18 protein-coding genes are annotated in these 19,433 nt (G+C 68.8%); 5 read left to right on the top strand and 13 right to left on the bottom strand.

Annotated elements, in window-relative coordinates; genetic code table 11:
* Positions 1 to 44: 44 nt before the first annotated feature.
* The 6 genes from acs to VG502_RS10175 form a co-directional block, all read right to left on the bottom strand.
* The gene (acs, locus tag VG502_RS10200) at positions 45 to 2,024 is read right to left on the bottom strand and encodes an acetate--CoA ligase (protein ID WP_325549940.1); all 1,980 of its coding nucleotides are present in this window, start codon (positions 2,022 to 2,024) and stop codon (positions 45 to 47) included.
* A 139-nt stretch (positions 2,025 to 2,163) separates the two neighbouring features.
* Complete coding sequence (locus tag VG502_RS10195) at positions 2,164 to 2,757, bottom strand: acetate uptake transporter (RefSeq protein ID WP_325549939.1); 594 nt, start codon at positions 2,755 to 2,757, stop codon at positions 2,164 to 2,166.
* Between the two features lie 129 nt (positions 2,758 to 2,886).
* Positions 2,887 to 4,449, bottom strand: a complete 1,563-nt coding sequence (locus VG502_RS10190) for a sodium/solute symporter (protein WP_325549938.1) — start codon at positions 4,447 to 4,449, stop codon at positions 2,887 to 2,889.
* Positions 4,446 to 4,886 carry a DUF485 domain-containing protein gene (locus VG502_RS10185; protein WP_325549937.1) on the bottom strand — a complete coding sequence of 147 codons (441 nt, stop codon included), beginning with the start codon at positions 4,884 to 4,886 and terminating at the stop codon, positions 4,446 to 4,448. The genes VG502_RS10190 and VG502_RS10185 overlap by 4 nt, the downstream gene beginning before the upstream one ends.
* Positions 4,883 to 5,614 carry a LytR/AlgR family response regulator transcription factor gene (locus VG502_RS10180; RefSeq protein WP_325549936.1) on the bottom strand — a complete coding sequence of 244 codons (732 nt, stop codon included), beginning with the start codon at positions 5,612 to 5,614 and terminating at the stop codon, positions 4,883 to 4,885. Before VG502_RS10180 ends, VG502_RS10185 begins: the two co-directional genes overlap by 4 nt.
* Positions 5,615 to 5,706: 92 nt before the next feature.
* Complete coding sequence (locus VG502_RS10175; protein WP_325549935.1) at positions 5,707 to 6,903, bottom strand: histidine kinase; 1,197 nt, start codon at positions 6,901 to 6,903, stop codon at positions 5,707 to 5,709.
* 84 nt (positions 6,904 to 6,987) lie between these two features.
* Here VG502_RS10175 and VG502_RS10170 point away from each other — a divergent pair, with 84 nt between their 5' ends.
* The gene (locus tag VG502_RS10170) at positions 6,988 to 8,181 is read left to right on the top strand and encodes a glycoside hydrolase 5 family protein (protein WP_325549934.1); all 1,194 of its coding nucleotides are present in this window, start codon (positions 6,988 to 6,990) and stop codon (positions 8,179 to 8,181) included.
* A gap of 192 nt (positions 8,182 to 8,373) precedes the next feature.
* Here VG502_RS10170 and tsf read toward each other — a convergent pair whose 3' ends face one another.
* Together tsf and rpsB are read right to left on the bottom strand one after the other, a co-directional pair.
* Positions 8,374 to 9,201, bottom strand: coding sequence for a translation elongation factor Ts (gene tsf / locus VG502_RS10165; protein ID WP_325549933.1), 828 nt, complete (start codon positions 9,199 to 9,201; stop codon positions 8,374 to 8,376).
* Between the two features lie 126 nt (positions 9,202 to 9,327).
* Positions 9,328 to 10,230: a 30S ribosomal protein S2 gene (rpsB, locus tag VG502_RS10160; protein WP_325549932.1), complete on the bottom strand. Its 903-nt coding sequence runs from the start codon at positions 10,228 to 10,230 to the stop codon at positions 9,328 to 9,330.
* Positions 10,231 to 10,520: 290 nt separating this feature from the next.
* On the opposite strand from rpsB, the gene VG502_RS10155 reads away from it, so the two are divergent.
* Together VG502_RS10155 and VG502_RS10150 are read left to right on the top strand one after the other, a co-directional pair.
* The gene (locus VG502_RS10155) at positions 10,521 to 11,717 is read left to right on the top strand and encodes a pyridoxal phosphate-dependent aminotransferase (protein WP_325549931.1); all 1,197 of its coding nucleotides are present in this window, start codon (positions 10,521 to 10,523) and stop codon (positions 11,715 to 11,717) included.
* A 102-nt stretch (positions 11,718 to 11,819) separates the two neighbouring features.
* Positions 11,820 to 12,314, top strand: coding sequence for a M23 family metallopeptidase (locus VG502_RS10150; RefSeq protein WP_325549930.1), 495 nt, complete (start codon positions 11,820 to 11,822; stop codon positions 12,312 to 12,314).
* Between the two features lie 23 nt (positions 12,315 to 12,337).
* Here VG502_RS10150 and VG502_RS10145 read toward each other — a convergent pair whose 3' ends face one another.
* The 5 genes from VG502_RS10145 to VG502_RS10125 form a co-directional block, all read right to left on the bottom strand.
* Positions 12,338 to 13,144 carry a DUF3152 domain-containing protein gene (locus VG502_RS10145; protein ID WP_325549929.1) on the bottom strand — a complete coding sequence of 269 codons (807 nt, stop codon included), beginning with the start codon at positions 13,142 to 13,144 and terminating at the stop codon, positions 12,338 to 12,340.
* 163 nt (positions 13,145 to 13,307) lie between these two features.
* Entirely contained in the window at positions 13,308 to 14,231 is a 924-nt protein-coding gene (locus VG502_RS10140) for a tyrosine recombinase XerC (RefSeq protein ID WP_325549928.1), read from the bottom strand.
* A 74-nt stretch (positions 14,232 to 14,305) separates the two neighbouring features.
* Positions 14,306 to 15,454, bottom strand: coding sequence for a DNA-processing protein DprA (dprA, locus tag VG502_RS10135; RefSeq protein WP_325549927.1), 1,149 nt, complete (start codon positions 15,452 to 15,454; stop codon positions 14,306 to 14,308).
* A 49-nt stretch (positions 15,455 to 15,503) separates the two neighbouring features.
* A complete protein-coding gene (locus VG502_RS10130) occupies positions 15,504 to 17,036 on the bottom strand; it encodes a YifB family Mg chelatase-like AAA ATPase (protein WP_325549926.1) in 1,533 nt (510 codons plus the stop codon).
* Complete coding sequence (locus tag VG502_RS10125) at positions 17,033 to 17,443, bottom strand: YraN family protein (RefSeq protein ID WP_325549925.1); 411 nt, start codon at positions 17,441 to 17,443, stop codon at positions 17,033 to 17,035. The genes VG502_RS10130 and VG502_RS10125 overlap by 4 nt, the downstream gene beginning before the upstream one ends.
* A 241-nt stretch (positions 17,444 to 17,684) precedes the next feature.
* On the opposite strand from VG502_RS10125, the gene VG502_RS10120 reads away from it, so the two are divergent.
* Positions 17,685 to 17,906 (top strand): DUF3311 domain-containing protein, encoded by a 222-nt coding sequence (locus tag VG502_RS10120; RefSeq protein WP_325549924.1) that lies wholly within the window; start codon positions 17,685 to 17,687, stop codon positions 17,904 to 17,906.
* Entirely contained in the window at positions 17,903 to 19,432 is a 1,530-nt protein-coding gene (locus tag VG502_RS10115) for a sodium:solute symporter family protein (RefSeq protein ID WP_325549923.1), read from the top strand. Before VG502_RS10120 ends, VG502_RS10115 begins: the two co-directional genes overlap by 4 nt.
* Position 19,433: the final 1 nt, after the last annotated feature.

Here is a 19,433-nt window from a genome sequence, read left to right as displayed (position 1 = left end):
GCCGGCCACCCGCCTCCCATCCATTCAGTCGCAGGACTGCGAGCTCAGCCCTCCTTGTCGGCGTCCTTGTCGGAGTCGGCGCGCTGCTTGATCTCGTTGACCACGGACGGGTCGGCCAGCGTCGTGGTGTCGCCGAGCTCGCGGTTCTCGGCGACGTCCTTGAGCAGGCGACGCATGATCTTGCCGGACCGGGTCATCGGCAGCGAGTCAGCGAACACGATGTTGGCGGGCTTGGCGATCGGTCCGATCTCGGTGCCGACGTGGTTGCGCAACTCGGTCAGCTTCTCCGGGGACCCCTCCGCACCGTCGCGGAGCGTGACATACGCGACGATCGCCTGCCCGGTGGTGGCGTCCGAGCGGCTGACGACCGCGGCCTGCGCCACATCCGGGTGGCTCACCAGCGCGGACTCGATCTCGATCGTCGACAGGCGGTGCCCGGAGACGTTCATCACGTCGTCGATGCGGCCCATCATCCAGAAGTCGCCGTCGTCGTCGACGCGAGCGCCGTCGCCGGCCAGGTAGGCGTTCGAGAACTGGCTCCAGTAGGTCTCCTTGAACCGCTCGTCGTCGTTCAGCAGACCGCGGAACATCGCCGGCCACGGCTCTTTGACCACCATGTATCCGGCGCCCTGTCCGGCCGGGATCTCCTTGCCGGCCTCGTCGTACACGGCGGCCTGCACACCGATGAACGGCTTGGTGGCCGACCCGGGCTTCAAGGTGGTCAGGCCCGGCAGCGGGGTGACCATGATCATCCCGGTCTCGGTCTGCCACCAGGTGTCGATCACCGGCGTCTTCCCACCGCCCACGTTGTCGCGGTACCAGACCCACGCCTCGGGGTTGATCGGCTCTCCCACCGACCCGAGCACCTTCAGCGACGACAGGTCGTGCTTCTGCAGGGCCTCGGTGCCCCACTTCATGTGGGTGCGGATGGTGGTGGGCGCGGTGTAGAGCACGCTGACCTTGTAGCGCTCGATGATCTCCCACCAGCGGGCCTTGTCCGGGAAGTCCGGTGTGCCTTCGTACATCACGCTCGTCGTGCCGTTGATCAGCGGCCCGAAGACGATGTAACTGTGGCCGGTGATCCAGCCGATGTCGGCCGCACACCAGTAGACGGTCTCCGGCTTGATGTCGAACACGTAGTGATGCGTTGTGGATACGCCGGCGAGGTAGCCCGCGGTGGTGTGCAGGATGCCCTTCGGCCGACCGGTCGTGCCGGAGGAGAACATCAGGAAGAACAGGTCCTCGGAATCCATCGGCTCGCACGGGCACGACGTCGGGTCGGCGCTCTGGGAGTCGACGACGTCACTCCACCAGTGGTCCCGTCCGTCCTGCATCTCCACCTCGGTGCCGGTGCGGTTGACCGTCACGCAGGTCTTCACGGTCGGCGCCATCGCCATCGCCTCGTCGGCGGTCGGCTTCAACGGGCCCGGCTTGCCCCTGCGGTTCGCGGCGTCCTGGGTGATGAGGTACTCGCACTCCATCTCCTGCATGCGGCTGCCGAGCGCGCTGGCGGAGAAACCGCCGAAGACGAAGGTGAACGGCGCACCGAGTCGCGCGAGCGCCAGGAGCGTCACCGGAGCCTCGGGAATCATGCCCATGTAGACCGCGACCTTGGTGCCCTTGCCGATGCCCAGGCTCTTGAAGCCGTTGGCGGCCTTCACGACCCGCTCCTGCAGGTCCGCGTAGGTGATCGTCAGGCGGTCGTCGGCCGGCTCACCCTCCCAGTAGTAGGCGACCTTGTCGCCCTGGCCGTTCTCCACATGCCGATCGACGCAGTTGTAGCAGGCGTTGAGCTTGCCGCCGAGGTACCACTTGGCGTAGGGACGGTCCCATTCCTTGAGCGTGGTGAAGTCGGTGAACCAGCTGAGCCGCTCGCGCCCCTCCTTCTCCCAGAACGTGTCCGAGTCCTGGTCGTAGAACCCCTGCCCGGCATTCGCCTGCTCGGTGAATGCCGGCTCCGGCGGATAGGTGCGCGACTCCGCCATGAGTGCATCAATGTTCTGGCTCTGGCCATCTTGCGCCATCGTTGTCTCCTTGTTTCTGTCGTCGTGTCGGTCGGCGTCGATCGAGTGCGCTGCGTGTCACATCTACTCAATCACTCGTCGGGCGAGAATGCTGCCCGGGAGGCCGAAAGCCGTCCGGGCAGCGTTCCTCCCACCTCGTTCAGCGCGGAAGGGTCGGCATCACAGTGCGCTTGAACGTGAAATTCACGACGGTCGCGAACGACGCGTACCACGCGGCGATCGCGGTGAGGATTCCGACATACCCACCGGTCTTGGTCAGCCCACTGCTGGTTCCGAACTCGCCGAACGCGAGCAGGAAGTAGGTGATCGTCAGCAGCACGAAGACCAGCAGCACCGCACCGCTGACCCGGATCGCCGCGATCGTCATGTACAGCGTGAAGATGCCCCACGCGAGCAAGTAGATCCCGAGACCCTTGTTGACGTCGGAGCCGGCGCCCGACAGGTCGGTGTGACCGGTCAACCACCAGAACGACAGCCAGAACGCGCCATACGAGCAGAACGCGGTGGCACCGAAGGTGTTGCCCTTGGCGAATTCCCAGATGCCCGCTGCGAGTTGGGCGATGCCGCCGTACGCGAACGCGAGCCCGAACACCACGGGTTCGACCTTCTCGGGGACGATTCCGGCGTTGACGACACTCAGCACAAAGGTGGTGAGCGCGAACGCCCCGAGGCCGAGTGCGGCCGGATCGGCTATGTGTGAGCCCGGTGCCGGGCGAGTGGTCGTCTCTGACATGGGAAGACTCCTGACGTCATGGGGTCGGAACGGCGTCCTGCCGTCTGCGCCAAGCTTGTTCGCCCGAAGTCGTGCGCGTGCCCCTTTGCGGACCCGATGATGTGAGCGGAGTCACACCGTCGCCGGGCGTCAGCGGAGGAAGCGACGAACGGTCGGTCTGGCGGGCTGAACGGTTGGTACTGTCACCCGCTCGGGGTCGAACGTGCCGCGGTCGACATCGAGGTGCTCGGGCGTGTGCAGGCGCACCATCGTGCGCATCACGTTCGGTGGCCGGTGGGACGACGTCGCCAGTGACACGCCGATCATCACGCCGACGCTCAGAGGCATCGTCCAGGCGGCCGGCTGGGCGAGCAGCGGCCCGGCCGCGCCGGGCGCCTCATAGCCGGCGAGCGCCGCGACGACCGCGGCCGTGCACGTGCCGCCGCCGATGACCAGGCCGGCGATCGCACCCGGCGCGGTGAGTCCGCGCCACCAGATGCCGAGCAGCAACAACGGGCAGAACGTCGACGCCGCGACCGCGAACGCCAGTTCCACCGCCCGCGCGACCGGCACCCCGCTGGACACCACCAGCAGTACCAGCGTCAGCGACACCACCAGAGCGGTCGCCAGACGGAAGCTGCGCACCGAGTCCGACCGGCCGCGCAGCATGTCCTGGCTGACCACGCCGGCGACCGACACCGCCAACCCGGAGGAGGTCGACAGGAACGCCGCGAACGCGCCAGCACCGAGCAGACCGGTCAGCAGGTCGGCGCCGAAACCGTGCAGCGCGTCGGTGGGCAGTTCCAGGACGACCGCATCCGTGCGGCCGGCGGCGACCAGATGGAAGCTGTAGATGCGGCCGAGCACGCCATACACGGTCGGGATCAGGTAGAAGGCGCTGAGCAGCGCGAGCACTCCGAGGGTGGTGCGGCGTGCGGCGCGGCCGTCGATGTTGGTGTAGAACCGGGCGACGACATGCGGCAGGCCCATGGTGCCCAGGAACGTCGCGAGCATCAACGAGTAGACCAGGTACGTCGCGTACTTGCCCTGCATCGGCTCCACCCAGTCCGACACGTGCATCGCATGTGGCGACGCCCCACCCGACCGGTGCCAGTGGGCCAGCAGGACCGCTGCGGGGATGATCAGCGCGGTGAGCTTGAGCCAGTACTGGAACGCCTGGGTCACGGTGATCGAGCGCATGCCGCCGGAGAGCACGATGACCAGCACGACCGCCGCGACCAGCACCGAGCCGGTCCAGGTCGGCGCACCGACCAGGGTGCGCAACGTGATGCCGGCGCCCTGGAACTGCGGCAGCAGGTAGAGCACCCCGATGAGCGCGACGACGACGCTGGAGACCTTGCGGGCGGCCTGCGACTCCAGCCGCAACTCGGCGAAGTCGGACAGCGTGTAGGCACCGGACCGGCGCAGTGGCGCGGCGACCAGCACCAGCAGCACCAGGTAACCGGCGGTCCAGCCGACGGGATACCAGAGCGCGTCGGCGCCGTGAGCCAGGATGAGCCCTGCCGCGCCGAGAAACGATGCAGCAGAAAGGTATTCGCCGCCGATGGCCGAGGCGTTGACCACCGGCCCGACGCTGCGCGAGGCGACGTAGAAGTCGCTCGTCGTCCGCGACACCCGCACACCGAGCACCCCGATGCCGAGCGTGAGCAACGAGACCGCGAGGACCGCGGTGAGCCCGACGGCGGGAATCATCGGTCGCCCGGGCGATCTCGGTACGCGCTCGCAGCTCGCCCCTCCCGCCCCGCTCGATCCGCCGGCTCGCCGTGGTCGGCGCTGATGAGACGCACGAAGCCGGCCTCGTTGCGCTCGGCATACCGCACGTAGAACCAGCCGAGCCCGAGCAGCACGGGGTAGACGAGCACACCGAGCAACAGCCACGGCAGCGGTATGCCGAGCACGTGCAACCGCCGGATGCCGGGCGACAGGCTGAAGATCAGCGGCAGCGAGCCGAGGGTGACGGCGAGCAGCCCGAGCACGACCGCCGCCATACGCAGCTGGGCGCGCATCAGCGATCGCAGCAGGGCCTCGCCGAGCATCGACTGCGCGTCGATCTCCTGGCTCATCGCGGCGACGTCGGGTGCGGCGTTGCGCCGCCGCTCCACCCGGACCCGCTCGGCCGGCTCGGTCATGGGCGTTGATCCGGGTTGCGCAGCAGCACGTCCTTCAGCTCGCGGCTGCGGCGCCGGCTGACCTCGAGCTCATGACCGTCGATGACGACCACACTGCGCTGGTCGTGCTGGCGCAGCTCGGTGATGTGCTTCGTCGCGACCAGGTAGCTGCGGTGGATCCGCAGGAACCCGGCGCTCGACCAGTCGCGCTCGAGAGTTCCGAGCGACAACCGCACGAGGTGCGCGCCGTCGCCGGTGTGCAGCCGCACGTAGTCCCCATGGGCCTCGACGAAATGCACGTCCGAACGTCGCACGAATCGAGTGACGCCACCCAGCTCGACGGGGATCGTGGGGTCCTCCCCCTGCGGCTGGGCGGGCGCATCGTGGGCGAGCACGCGACGGATCGCGTCCTGCACGCGGGCGGGACGCACGGGCTTGAGCAGATAGTCGACGGCGTCGAGCTCGAAGGCCTCCACCGCATGCGCGTCGTGGGCGGTCACGAAGACCACGGCGGGCGGGCGTTCGAAGCGGGCGAGCACCCGGGCGAGGTCGAGGCCGCTGAGACCGGGCATGGCGATGTCGAGGAACACCGCGTCGATGGGTGTGGACTCCAGGGCGCGCAACGCCTCGACGCCGGAGCCGACGGCGAGGACCGAGGCGACCGGCTCGAGTTGCTCGATCATGTAGGCCAGCTCGCCGCGCGCCGGGGGTTCGTCGTCGACGACGAGCACCCGCAGGTGGTCTGGCATGTCATCCACCATAGAAGTTTATTCAGCACAGCCGCAGAGGTTTGAGATGCGCTGGCATGGCGGGGCTTGCGACTCGCCCATACCGATGCACCTCACACCCCGTAGTGAGTGGCTGAGTCGTTCGGGTGCGCTCTGGGGGCGAACCGCGGGATGCGCATCAGTACCTTGGTGCCGGCGCCGGGAGCTGTCTCCACCACCAAGCCGTACTGCTCGCCGAAGGTGGCCCGCAACCGCATGTCGACGTTGGAGAGCCCGATGGAGTCTGCCTGGGCAACGCCGTCCAGCGCCTCCTGGATGCGCCGTGGATCTTCGCCGACTCCGTTGTCCTCCACCGAGATTCGCACGTCGGCACCATCCGAGCGTGCTTCGATGACGACCTCGCCCGGGCCGGACTTGGGCTCCAGGCCGTGGCGAACGGCATTCTCGACCACCGGTTGCAACGACAGGTACGGCACCATCACGGTCAGGCAGTCCGGAGCGACCCGCAGGGTGACACGCAGCCGCTCCCCGAAGCGCGCCCGCTCCAGGGTGAGGTACTGCTCGATGGACTGCAGCTCGTCGGCAAGGGCGGTGTATTCGCCGCGTCGGCGGAACGAGTAGCGCGTGAAGTCCGCGAACTCCAGCAGCAGCTCGCGGGCCCGATCCGGATCGGTGCGCACGAACGCCGCGATCGTGGTCAGCGCGTTGTAGATGAAGTGCGGTGAGATCTGCGCGCGCAGCGCGCGCAGCTCCGCCTCGGCGAGCCCGGAACGGCGCCGGTCGACCTCGGCCAGCTCGAGTTGTCCACTCACCCAGTCCGCGACCTCGTGCGATGCCTTGATCACCGGTGCGCCGGCGACCGTGACCAGCGCGTGCAGCGTTCCGACCACCGAGCCGTCGACGACCAGCGGGACGCTGATGACGTCGCGCAGCCGGCAGGCGGGATCGGTGCAGCTGACCCGGTCGACGCGGGCGCGGCCGTCTTCCAGCACGGCGGTCGCTGCGGTCAGGACATCCTCGCGGTGCCGCTCCCCCGGCCCGTCCCAGCCGAGCACCGCGTGGCCGTTGCTCAGCGCCACCGCCGGTGCGGTCAGCAGCGGGCGCAGCGAGCGGACCGCCCGCTCCGCGGCAGCCTCGGTCAGCCCTTCACGCAGCGGCCGCGCGGCGCGGTTCGCCTCATGCAGCGTGCGCAGTGTCGCCCGGTCCGCCTCGCTGCCCATCCCCCGGCGCGTGTGCGCCCACCACCACAGCGCCGCGACCGGAAGCACCAGGATCACGGCGATCAGCACCGCGACGGCCAAGCTGCTCACCGACGAAACGGTAGAGCACGCAACGTCTTCGTGCGGCGCATCCGCGGATCGGCGTCGCATCCGCCGGTCACTAGTCTCATCGTCGTGGACGATCAGGCTGCCGCTTCGCGAGAACTGCGCTTCGGCGCCAACTACGTTCCGTCGCAGGGGTGGTTCCACGGCTGGCTCGACCTGGACCGCGCGGCAGTGGCGCGGGACCTCGACGACATCGCATCGCTCGGGATGGACCATGTACGGATCTTCCCGGTCTGGCCGTGGATCCAGCCGAACCGTGCCCATGTGCGGGCGCGGGCCGTTGCCGACGTGCGAACCGTCATACAACTGGGCGCGGAGCGCGGCCTGGACGTCTGCGTCGACCTGTTGCAGGGGCACCTGTCGAGCTTCGACTTCCTGCCGTCGTGGGTGCTGACCTGGCACCAGCGCAGCATCTTCACCGACCCCGATGTCCGCGCCGGATTGCGTTGGTATGTCGAGGAGTTGGTGCGCGCCCTGGCGCCGGAGCCGAACGTCTTCGCGTTCACCCTCGGCAACGAGGTCAACAACCTGTGGCCGGCCAATGCCACCAGCGCGGACGCGTCGCGGGAGTGGGCGCAGGACCTGCTGGGCGCCATACGGGACAACGCGCGGGCGGATCAGTTGGTGGTGCACTCGCTCTTCGACGACGCCTTCTACGCTCCGGACCATCCGTTCTCAGCTGCGGACGTGACGACGCTGGGCGACGTGTCATCCGTGCATTCGTGGGTCTTCAACGGAACGTCGCGCATCGACGGGCCGCTCGGACCGGCGACCACCTCCCACGCGGCATACCTCGCGCGACTGGCCGGTGCATGCGGCGCGGCGGACCGGCCGGTGTGGTTGCAGGAGCTCGGCGCTCCCCTGCCGGATGTGCCGGCCGATGCGGCGCCGGAGTTCGTCCGCCATACGGTCGCTGCGGCCGGTGCGGTGTCCACCCTGACCGGGATCACCTGGTGGTGCTCGCACGACATCGATCGGCGGCTGGTGGACTTCCCGGAGCGGGAGTACGACCTCGGGCTGTTCACCGTCGACCACGTCGCGAAGCCCGCGGCCCTGGCGTTGCGCGATGCGGTGGAGGCGGCGCGGACCGCGGATCGTGCAGTGCCACAGTCGATCTCGTTGCCCGCGGACATCGTCGCGGACCCGTCGGCGCGCTCACTCGTCGCGCCCGGCAGCGCCTTCCACCGTGCGTGGGTCGCGCTCGGCGAGCGACCGGACGGCCACTTCGCCCCACCCCTGATCACGCCCTTCTCCCCCGAGTGACGGCTCCCTCGGCGAGTGACGGCCCAATCCGACCGTCACTCGCCGAAGAAGCCGTCATTCGGCAATCGTGGAGGGCGCAGGCACGCGACAGGCCCCGGCAGCGTGTGCTGCCGGGGCCTTTCGACGGTAACTTCGCTCGGGGTCCCCGCGAAGTATTCGGAGGAGCGAAGCGGGGGAGAAACTTCGTGGGGTTTAGACGCCGACCTTGAAGCGCAGGAAACCGGAAACCTCGGCACCGGCCTCCTCGGCGACCTTCGCCACGGTCTTCTTGGTGTCCTTGGCGAACGGCTGCTCGAGCAGGACGTTCTCCTTGAAGTAACCGTTGACGCGGCCCTCGATGATCTTCGGCAGGGCGGCCTCGGGCTTGCCCTCCTCCTTGGCGGTCGCCTCGGCGACGCGGCGCTCGTTCTCGACGGTCTCGGCGTCGATCTCGTCGCGCTGCAGGACCGTCGGGCTGAACGCCGCGATGTGCATCGCGATGTCACGGGCCACGGTGGCGTCGCCACCCTTGCTGGCCACGAGCACGCCGATCTGCGCGGGCAGGTCCGGGCTGGTCTTGTGCAGGTAGGAGACGACGTTCTCGCCCTCGAGGCGACCGACACGGCGCACCTCGATCTTCTCGCCGATGGTCGCGCCGGCCTGGTCGATCAGGTCCTGCACGGTGCCACCGTCAGCCGCGGAGGCCAGCAGCGCCTCGGCGTCAGGGGCCTTGGACGCGACGGCCTGCGCGAGCACCTTGTCGGCCAGCTCGACGAACTTCTCGCCCTTGGCGACGAAGTCGGTCTCGCAGTTGATCTCCAGCAGGGTGCCGACGCCGGCGTCGACGTGCGCGGTGACCAGACCGTTGGCGGTCGTGCGACCCTCGCGCTTGGTCACGCCCTTCAGGCCCTTGACCCGCAGGATCTCGGTCGCCTTGGCCTTGTCGCCGTCGGCTTCGTCGAGCGCCTTCTTGACGTCGAGCATGCCGGCACCGGTCTGCTCGCGCAGCGCCTTGATGTCAGCAGCGGTGTAGTTGGCCATGTGTCTGCTTCGCTCCTTCGCGAACTACGGAAAAGAAAAAACGTGGTGTGTATGGCGCGGCTGGCGCCATACAAAACCCTGCTCCGGTGGGTCGTGTCACCACGACCCACCGGAGCAGCAGGCCGATCAGGACTCGGTGGTCTCCGCGGCCGGAACCTCGGTGGCGGCCGGAGCCTCAGCGGTCTCGGCAGCAGCCGGGGCCTCAGCGGTCTCCGTGGCAGCCGGGGCCTCGGTGGCCTCGGTGGACTCGGCCGTGGCGGCGCCGTCCTCGGATGCGAGCAGCTCGCGCTCCCACTCGGCCATCGGCTCGGACGCCTCGGCGGCGTCGGATCCGCCACCGGAGCGGGCGATGAGGCCCTCGGCGACACCGTCGGCGACCACGCGGGTCAGCAGCGTGACGGAGCGGATCGCGTCGTCGTTGCCCGGGATCTTGTAGTCGACCTCGTCGGGGTCGCAGTTGGTGTCCAGGATCGCGATGACCGGGATGTTCAGCTTGCGCGCCTCGGTGACCGCGAGGTGCTCCTTCTTGGTGTCGACGACCCAGACGGCCGAGGGCACCTTGGCCATGTCGCGGATACCGCCCAGGCTGCGCTCCAGCTTGTCCTTCTCGCGCTTCATGACGAGAAGTTCCTTCTTGGTGCGACCGGAGCCGGCGACGTCGTCGTAGTCGATCTCCTCAAGCTCCTTGAGGCGGGCCAGACGCTTGCTCACAGTGTTGAAGTTGGTGAGCATGCCACCGAGCCAACGGTGGTTGACGTAGGGCATGCCGACGCGGGTCGCCTGCTCCTGGATCGACTCCTGTGCCTGCTTCTTGGTGCCGACGAACAGGATCGTGCCGCCGTGGGCGACGGTCTGCTTGATGAACTCGAACGCGTCGTTGATGTAGGTCAGCGACTGCTGGAGGTCGATGATGTAGATGCCGTTGCGCTCGGTGAGGATGAAGCGCTTCATCTTGGGGTTCCAGCGACGGGTCTGGTGCCCGAAGTGGACGCCGCTCTCGAGGAGCTGGCGGGTCGTGACGACGGCCATGCCGAAGTCCTTTCTGATTGAGTTTCCAGTTGTCTTCGCGCTGTCGTCGGTATGACGCAACGCAAACCTGGCGCCCCGATGGATCCGGACCGAGCGGTTCAATGGGTGAACCGATCGGACTGGCGGACCCACCCCGGCATACGAGATCCGGTATGAGACGCGCGAATTCGACCCGCGACCTGCCCTTGCGGGACAACGCACACGAGTCGTGACTGCAGGATACGGGACAACCGCACCATGCCGCGAATCGGCTGCACTGTCATGAGTAGCCCGTCACTACCATCGACACCATGACTACGCCGGACCGCGAACCCCTCATCGCCCGCATGCACGGCTTCGGTGCCACCATCTTCGGCGAGATGTCGGCGCTTGCGACCCGCACCGGTGCGGTCAACCTGGGCCAGGGTTTCCCCGACACCGACGGACCGTCAGCGGTGCTCGCGGCCGCCCGGGACGCCATCGGCGACGGGCGTAATCAGTACCCACCCGCTCGCGGCATACCGGAGTTGCGCGAGGCGATCGCGGCCCACCAGCAACGGTTCTACGACCTCACGATCGACCCGCAGGAGCAGGTGCTCGTGACCGTCGGCGCCACCGAGGCGATCGCCTGTGCGGTGCTCTCGCTGTGCGAGCCGGGCGATGAGGTCGTCACGTTCGAGCCCTATTACGACTCGTATGCCGCCACGATCGCGCTGGCCGGGGCCGTCCGTCGCACGTCGGTGCTGCGTTTCCCGGACTTCGCGCTCGACGAGGAGTCGTTGCGCGCGGCCTTCTCGGACAAGACCCGGCTGGTGCTGCTGAACACTCCGCACAACCCCACCGGGAAGGTCTTCACCCGGGCCGAGCTGGAGCTGATCGCCGAGCTGGCCCGTGAGCACGACGCGATCGTGGTCACAGACGAGGTCTACGAGCACCTGACGTTCGATGGTGCGCGGCACGTGCCGATGGCGACGCTGCCGGGCATGTTCGAGCGAACCCTCACCATCAGCTCCGGCGGCAAGACGTTCTCCACGACCGGCTGGAAGATCGGCTGGCTGACCGGGCCGGCCGACCTGATCACGGCGTGCGCCACGGTCAAGCAGTTCGTGACGTATGCCGCCGGCGGCCCCTTCCAGGTCGGTGTCGCGCACGGGCTCGGGCTGCCCGACGACGTCTTCACCGGGCTGGCCGACACGATGCAACACGGGCGCGACATACTCACCCGCGCCCTGCACGACGCCGGCCTGCCGGTGACCAGCCCGCAGGGCACCTACTTCGCCATCGCCGACGTCGCCGCCCTCGGCGCCACCGACGCCGTCGATTTCTGCTGGCGGATGCCGGAGCTGTGCGGCGTCGTCGGTGTGCCCGTGTCCGTCTTCTGCGACGACAAGGACGCCGCACGCACGCTGGTGCGCTTCGCCTTCTGCAAGAAGCCGGAGGTGCTCACGGAAGCCGCAGCCCGGCTCGCCACTCTCGGAGCCGGGCAGACGGCGGTTCGGCAACCGTGAGTCCGGTGGGCGGCGTCCACACCCCTGCACGGAGCGGGTAGCTGTCCACAACAGGCATGCAGCGGCCTCGCCGGCTGCGTCCCAGCGTCCCACCCTCTTCGTATGACGACAGGGTGGCAGGGTGTGGCGGCGCTCCTCAGTGCTGTGTTCACGGCACTGAGTGGTTCCGTCAGCCCGGCACCGGTCGACGATTACGGCTGGCCGCTGGATCCACAGCCGGCCGTCGTGCACCCCTTCGATGCTCCACCGGAGCCGTGGGCGGCCGGGCATCGTGGTGTCGATCTGGAAGGATCCGAGGGACAACCGGTGCTCGCCGCAGGGGCGGGTGTCGTCTCGTTCTCGGGCGTCATCGCCGGACGCGGCGTGGTCGCCATACAGCACGCCGATGGGCGGCGGACCACCTATGAGCCGGTCGACGACCGAGATCCGGAGGGCACTGTCGAGGCTCGCGGCGACCGGATCGGCTCGCTGGCCGCGGGCGGCCACTGCGGTTCGACGCCGTGCCTGCATTGGGGGCTGCTGGTCGGCAAGGACGCCTACCGGGATCCGTTGACGCTCGTGCAGGACCGGCGGGTGCGATTGTTGCCCCTCGGGTGAGGCGGCCACGCGAATCGGGGTCGTCAGGCCACGCCGTGGGAGTTCGGACGCTTGGGCCACGGCCACGCCTTGCAGCCCTGCAGGCCGAGCGTCTGCTGTTGCATCACCGGCGCGTAGGCACCGGGTTTGGAGCACAGCTGATGACCGTGCCCGAGAGCGTGGCCGACCTCGTGGTTGACCATGTATTCGCGGTACGCCGCCACATCGCCCTTGAAATAGGAAACGCCACGCGCCCACAACTTGTAGTTGAGGATGACGTGCTGGCCGGTCGCGCAGGATGTGCCGCCGTGGGTCGGTAGCGGCGCGCACAACTTGTCGACCTGATGCGGGCTGGCGACGGTGATCGTCATCGTCGCCTTCTTCCCGTCGGCCAACTGGGCCGGCGTGACCTGCACGAACTTCACGTGGTCGACGCCCTGCCAGCCGCGACGGTCCAGCAACGCCGCGCCCAGCGTGCTCGCGACGGCCTTCGTGTCGGCGTGCATGCCGCCTTCGATGGTGAGCCGGTAGGTCACGACACGGCCGGTCTTCGCGGTCGTCGTCTGTGGCACGAGGACGGGGCCGAAGTGTCCGTTTCCCTCGGCCGGAACGACGACCGGCTTGCTCGACGCCGAAGGACGAACACTGCGCTTCGCCGTCGCGGACGCGCTGCTCGACGACTTCGCCCGTGCGGAGGTCGTCGCCTTCGCGGTCGCGGCCTCCTGTGTCTCGGGGGTCGGCACCGCGGACCCGGAAGGTGCGGCGGAACGCGCACCGGCGGACTGGCCGTGCCCGTGCAGCAGGTAACCGGACAACGCGCTCAGCGCCGTGAGCACAATCGCGGCGATCACGATCGTCCGGACCAATCGGACCGGGCGAGGCGGAGGCGAACCCTGCATACCCGAAGTAGACCGCATGGAGCGGCGCGGCTCGCGTTGAGGGTATGGCGGGTGCGCACCGACACCGTCGCGAACGTCGCGTCGGGTGCGCTCGCGGGTCGCGGGCTCGCGTAGGTCAGGCACGAGGATGCGCCTGGCTGAACGAGCGACGCAGTCGCTCGACGGAGACATGTGTGTAGACCTGGGTCGTCGCCAGACTGGCGTGCCCCAACAACTCCTGCACCAGTCGTATGTCGGCACCGCCCTCGACCAAGTGAGTCGCTGCGCTGTGACGCAGCCCGTGCGGACCGAGATCTGGAGCCCCCGGGGTCTCGCGAAGCAGTCGGTGCACGACCTCGCGAACGACCCGCGGATCGACCCGCCGGCCGCGAGCGCCGAGGAAGAGCGCGGGGCCAGAGCCTGCGACGACCAGCCGCGGCCTGCCGGAACCCAGCCATGCCTCGAGGGCCTCCGCGGCGGGTCGGCCGAACGGGACGGTGCGCTCCTTGTCGCCCTTACCGACGACACGCATGACCAGTTCGGTCCGGTCGACATCGTCGATGTCGAGTCCGACCAGCTCTGCGACGCGAATTCCACTGGCATACAAGAGTTCCAGCATCGCGCGATCCCGCAGGTGCACCGGGTCGGCGTCGTCCGCGGCAACCGCGGCGATATCCAGCAGCGCCGTCGCCTGATCCTGCCGTAGGACATCCGGCAGGGTCTTGGCGCGCTTGGGGGCGACCAGTCGGGACGCCGGGTTGCGCGGCACCGCGCCGGTGCGGAACGCCCACCCGAAGAACCCGCGAGCTGCGGCGGACCGGCGCGCGACGGTGGCGCGGCTGGCGCCGGCGGCATCCAGTCCGGCGAGCCACGACCTCAGGTCGGCGAGCGTGACCTCGCCCCAGGTGCCGACGCCGGCGCCGGCGAGATGGTCGGCCAGGTCCTGAAGGTCGGTGAGATAGCCGCGCACGGTGTGCGGGGAACGACCACGCTCGGAGCGCAGGTGTCGCTCATAACCGGCCACGACCGGCTGATCGGTGAGCGCGCTGTGCTTTGTCACGACCGTCACAGATTATCGGGCGGTGCCGACCCGGCAGGGTCACCAACACGCAGAACCGCAGAGCATTCCCACGCTCAGACATGCTCCTCCGGGGTGCGGCGCCAGCCGCTCTCGACCCGCTCGACGAGTCCGGCGGCGTGCAGGGCAGCCAGACCGCGGGTGACCTCACGCGGAGCGAGGCCGGCGCTGACCGCGAGCCGTTCGACGGTCGTGCCGCGCACCACCGGCATCGCATCCACCAGTCGCCGGTCGGCATCGTCCAGCCGGTCGTACCGGGTGGGTTCGGCGCGCTTGGGTTCGGCGAGATCCTTGCCGATCGCGCCGAACAACTCGGCGCAGTCGTCGACGTCCGTGACGAGCGTCGCGCCGCAGTCCCGGATGAGCTGGTGCGGGCCGGCACTGGCGGGGCTGGTGACCGGACCCGGCACCGCTGCCAGCAACCGACCCAGCCGGGACGCCGCCGTGGCAGTCGACCGCGACCCGCTGCGCAGTCCTGCCTCCACGACCACAGTGCCCGGGGTCATCGCGGCGATCAGCCGGTTCCGGGACAGGAAGCGCTGCTTCTGTGGCGCCGACCCGGGTGGTAGCTCGGTGACGATCAGCCCGGACTGCTCGATCTGTTGCAGCAGCCGGGTGTTGGCCAACGGGTAGGCGATGTCGATGCCACAGGCCATTGCAGCCACCGTGCAGCCGTCGGCCGCGAGCGCACCACGGTGGCTGGCGGTGTCGATGCCGTGTGCCGCCCCGGAGACGATGGTGAAGCCTCGTCCGGCCAGGCCGTAGGCCAGCTCACTCGCCACCTGGGTGCCGTACGGGGTAGCCGCTCGCGCACCCACGATCGAGACGCTGCGCTCGCAGGCCTCGGCGAGCGAACCCCGGCCGACCACCCAGAGGCAGTATGGCGGCGACTCCAAATCGTCCACCCCGCAAGGCCATTCGTCGTCCCCCGGTATGACGATGCGTGCGCCCAGCTCCTGGGTGCGCGCCACGACCGTCTCCAGCCGCAACGCCTTGACGCGCGCCGCCGCCCGGGTGAACTTGCCGTCGGCATCGGACCGCACCATCTCCCACGCGGTGAACGGGTCCAGCCCGCGCAGCCGCGGTGTCATGGTCTTGTCGGCCGGCTCGACGGTCGCCGCGAGTGCCAGCCGCACCGCGAGCCGTCCCTCCCGGCTGCCTCGCAACTCCTCCCGCCGGGTATCGGACGTGACGTCGATGCTCATTGCTGTCCCCTTCCGTCCCGACCGTTCGCCATCAGAGCCGGTCGCTCGCTCATGCCGCTGCTCCGCTCGACCGCAGCCCGCGGGCCTCCTCCACCTGCCGGAACTCCGGCCGCTCGGCGCCGTCGAGGTCGGCGATCGTCCACGCGACGCGCAGGCAACGGTCGTAACCGCGCAGGGTCAACGCGCCACTCTCCATCGCCCGGTCCAGGCCCCGCGTCACCCCGGCCGGCAACCGCCACCTACCCGACCGCAGGATCGAACCGGGCACCTCGCTGTTCCGGCTGCGCCCGAGCTCCCGCCAGCGGTCCGCCTGGCGGTGTCTTGCCATCACCACCCGCTCGGCCACCTGTGCGCTGGTCTCCCCCTTGGGTCCGGCCAGCGCGGCACGCGTCACCGGGAGCATCGTCAGATGCACGTCGACGCGATCCAGCAACGGTCCCGACATCCGGCCGAGGTAGTCACGCCGCCGCTGCGGTGCACAGGTGCACTTCGCGCCCTTGCCGTAGTTCTGGCCGCACGGGCACGGGTTGGCAGCCAGCACCAGCTGGAAGCTCGCCGGAAACGTCACCACCTGGTCCGCCCGCGCCACATGCACCACGCCGGACTCCAGCGGCTGCCGCAACGCGTCCAGGACGTCCCTACGAAACTCCGGGCACTCATCCAAGAACATGACACCGCGATGCGCACGTGACACCGCGCCGGGGCGGACCCTTCCGGATCCGCCACCGACCACAGCCGGCATCGACGCACCGTGATGTGGTGCGACGAACGGCGGCCGCTCGATCAGCACCTGGTCGGGCAGCGCCCCCAGCACCGAATGTATGGCGGTCACCTCCAGTGCCTGCTCCCGCGTCAACGGTGGCAGCAGTCCCGGCAACCGCTCGGCGATCATCGTCTTCCCGGCGCCGGGCGGCCCGATCATGGCCAGATGGTGACCGCCCGCCGCAGCGACCTCCAGCGCGTAACGCGCCTCCTCCTGCCCGACGATGTCCGCCAGATCCGGCACGGTCACCGCTCCCGCCGATCGCGGCGGCACCGGTGGCGGCTCGGGCAGCGGCCTGCCCCGGGCCAGACATTTGTAACGCCGCACCAACGCCGCGAGGTTGTCGATGGGCACGACCTCCACCCCCGGAACCAATGCAGCCTCAGCTGCATTCGCCACCGGCACCACGACCTGGGAGGTACCCGCCTCGACCGCGGCAAGCACCGCCGGCAGCACCCCGTGTATGGCGCGCACCGACCCGTCCAGGCCCAGCTCCCCCAGATGAACGACCTCACTCACCAGCGCCGGCTTGACGATGCCTCCGCTCACCAACACGGCGACCGCGATCGCCAGGTCGAAGCCCGAGCCGTGTTTCGGCAGCGACGCCGGTGACAGGTTGACGGTGATCCGTTGCCGGGGCAGGTCCAGGTCGCAGTTGTTCGCCGCGGCACGAATCCGGTCGGGCGCCTGCTTGCAGGACGCGTCGGGCATACCGCTCACCACGAAAGCAGGCAGCCCCGACGACACATCGGACTCCACCTCGACCACCCGGCCGTGGATCCCGGTGACCGCGACGCTGCGCGTTCGGCCGAGCGTCATGCGACGTCCCGGAGGTGCTCGATCTCGACGACACCGCCGGACCGGCACAACACCCCGATCACGTCGATCCGGACCCTCGAGGTGGCGATCGGGTGGTCCGCGAGCCACCGCGCCGCAAGCACCCGCAGTCGGCGGGCCTTGACCGGCGTCACCGCCTCGACCGGCCGCCCGAACAGCTCACTGCTGCGCGTCTTGACCTCGACGACGACCAGGCAGTCGCCCGTATCGTCGAGCACCACCAGGTCGATCTCCCCCTCGCGACATCGCCAGTTGCGCTCGATGACGGTCAGGCCCTGCAACTGCAGGTAGCGCGCCGCCTCCTCCTCGCCGAGCCGGCCGAGCTCTCGCCGGCTCGGACGCATGCCGGGCGCCGTACGTCGATCGCTGCTGTCTTGTGTCGTTGCCATCGGGCATCACCTCCGACCCCAGCCTGGGGCGGACGCCGTCCGGCGTGCTGCGTCGATGTCCTCCGCTGTGGACGGTCGCGGCCGAGCCGCAGGGATGTGCACAACAGACTGGTGCCACGTCCCGGCATACGACCCGACCCTTGACACACGTGTTTCGTCGCCGATTTGATGCATGGCACTGAAAGTGCCGTTCCGCCATACGAAATCAGCCGGCTATCGGCCGGAGACCGAGGTGACCCGCATGAGAACCAAACTGCATCGGCTGCATCTCGGCCTCGCAGCCACACCATTCGTCCTGATGCTGGTCTGCACACCGTTCGTCAATCGCACGACGCCCACCATCGCCGGATTCCCGTTCCTGCTGATCTGGATCGTCGCCTCTGTCGTGTTGACGTCGGTCTGCATGGCCATCGTCTATCGGACCGACCCGGCCAACTCCGGTGACGAGGAGGACCAGGTATGAACGTCGCACTCGCGATCCTGGTGATCTTCTTCGCCGCATCGCTCGGCCTCGGCCTGTGGTCCCGGCGCGGCAAGGACATGGACATGGAGGGATGGAGTGTCGGCGGACGCAACCTCGGCTCGATCATCGTCTTCCTGCTGCTCGCCGGTGAGATCTACACGACCTTCACCTTCCTCGGGGCGTCCGGTTGGGCCTACGCGCACGGTGGCGCCGCCTATTACATCCTGTGCTACGGCAGCCTGGCCTACGTCATCTCCTACTGGCTGGCCCCGGCGATCTGGCGCTACGGCAAGCAGATGAAACTGCTCTCCCAGCCCGACTGGTGGGTCGCCAAGTACAAGTCGCGCACCAGCGGCACCGTCGTCGCGATCGTCGGCATCGTCGCGATGATCCCCTACCTCGAACTCCAGCTCGCCGGTCTCGGGATCATCGTCAACGCCACGTCATACGGCAAGATCTCCACCACGACGGCGGAGTGGTGCGGCGCCCTGGCGCTGGTGGCCTACGTGGTCGTGTCCGGCATCCACTCGGCGGCCAGCAACGCGGTGGTGAAGGACATCATCGTCCTGGTCATCGTCGTGGCGCTCGGGATCTATCTCCCGCTGCACCTCGGTGGCGGCTTCGAGCACCTCTTCCAGCAGCTCGAGGGCAACGGCATCCCGGACACCTGGGCCAAGAGCGGTGTCTCCCTGCGGCTCAGCGAACACGGTTACGACATGGGCTGGTTCATCACCAACGTGCTGATGTCGACCCTTGGCTTCTTCATGTGGCCGCACTACTTCGGCGCCGTGTATGCCGCGGACAACCCGAAGACGTTCCGCCGCAACGCGGTCCTGCTCCCGCTCTACCAGTTGGTCATCCTGTTCGTCTTCTTCATCGGCTTCACGGCCGCGATCGCCCTGAAGGTCGCGCCCGACGGCGGCGCCAACAACGCCCTGCTCGAGATCGTCACCCAGGAGCTGCCGCAGTGGCTGGTCGGCCTCGTCGGAGCCGCCGGACTGTTCTGTGCCCTGGTGCCCGGCGCGATGCTGCTGACGACCTGCGGCACGCTGATCTCCACCAACCTCTACAAGCCGCTCTTCCCGCGGGCCTCGGCCGCATCGGCCGGCCTGGTCGCGAAGGCCTCGGTCCCGGTGGTGGCGCTGATCGCGCTCTATCTGCTGTTCCAGGGTGGTCAGGCGATCGTGAACCTGCTGCTGTTGGGCTACGCGTTCGTCACCCAGTTGCTCCCGTCGATGCTCGCCAGCCTGCTGAGGAAGAACCCGGTCAGCTCCTGGGGCGCGACGGCCGGCATGGTGGTCGGCGTGGTGCTGGTGACGTGGTTCTCGTTGGACAGCTCGGTCTACAACGAGGGCTTGACGACCTTCGGCTTCCTACCGGGTCCGTTGCAGCACACCGCCATCGGCATCGTGGCGCTGGTGGCCAATATCGTCGTGATGTTCGTGGTGTCGGCGATGACACCCGGCAGCAGGCCCGCGCCGGAGGAGGATTCCCGGCAGCCGCTGGCGACTGCCACGAGCGGCTGAT

Origin of the sequence: Flexivirga sp. (genome assembly GCF_035551235.1) — a bacterium.
Classification (GTDB): Bacteria; Actinomycetota; Actinomycetes; order Actinomycetales; family Dermatophilaceae; genus Flexivirga.
Note: the sequence above shows the minus strand (reverse complement) of the source record. Positions and strands in the feature narration are given on the sequence as shown.

Excerpts from the sequence above, each read along its gene's own strand:
- VG502_RS10185 (WP_325549937.1), bottom strand. The coding sequence starts at position 4,886 with ATGACCGAGCCGGCCGAGCGGGTCCGGGTGGAGCGGCGGCGCAACGCC.
- VG502_RS10195 (WP_325549939.1), bottom strand. The coding sequence starts at position 2,757 with ATGTCAGAGACGACCACTCGCCCGGCACCGGGCTCACACATAGCCGAT.
- VG502_RS10150 (WP_325549930.1), top strand. The coding sequence starts at position 11,820 with ATGACGACAGGGTGGCAGGGTGTGGCGGCGCTCCTCAGTGCTGTGTTC.
- VG502_RS10115 (WP_325549923.1), top strand. The coding sequence starts at position 17,903 with ATGAACGTCGCACTCGCGATCCTGGTGATCTTCTTCGCCGCATCGCTC.
- VG502_RS10120 (WP_325549924.1), top strand. The coding sequence starts at position 17,685 with ATGAGAACCAAACTGCATCGGCTGCATCTCGGCCTCGCAGCCACACCA.
- acs (WP_325549940.1), bottom strand. The coding sequence starts at position 2,024 with ATGGCGCAAGATGGCCAGAGCCAGAACATTGATGCACTCATGGCGGAG.
- dprA (WP_325549927.1), bottom strand. The coding sequence starts at position 15,454 with ATGAGCATCGACGTCACGTCCGATACCCGGCGGGAGGAGTTGCGAGGC.
- tsf (WP_325549933.1), bottom strand. The coding sequence starts at position 9,201 with ATGGCCAACTACACCGCTGCTGACATCAAGGCGCTGCGCGAGCAGACC.
- VG502_RS10125 (WP_325549925.1), bottom strand. The coding sequence starts at position 17,443 with ATGGCAACGACACAAGACAGCAGCGATCGACGTACGGCGCCCGGCATG.
- VG502_RS10190 (WP_325549938.1), bottom strand. The coding sequence starts at position 4,449 with ATGATTCCCGCCGTCGGGCTCACCGCGGTCCTCGCGGTCTCGTTGCTC.
- VG502_RS10180 (WP_325549936.1), bottom strand. The coding sequence starts at position 5,614 with ATGCCAGACCACCTGCGGGTGCTCGTCGTCGACGACGAACCCCCGGCG.
- rpsB (WP_325549932.1), bottom strand. The coding sequence starts at position 10,230 with ATGGCCGTCGTCACGACCCGCCAGCTCCTCGAGAGCGGCGTCCACTTC.
- VG502_RS10130 (WP_325549926.1), bottom strand. The coding sequence starts at position 17,036 with ATGACGCTCGGCCGAACGCGCAGCGTCGCGGTCACCGGGATCCACGGC.
- VG502_RS10155 (WP_325549931.1), top strand. The coding sequence starts at position 10,521 with ATGACTACGCCGGACCGCGAACCCCTCATCGCCCGCATGCACGGCTTC.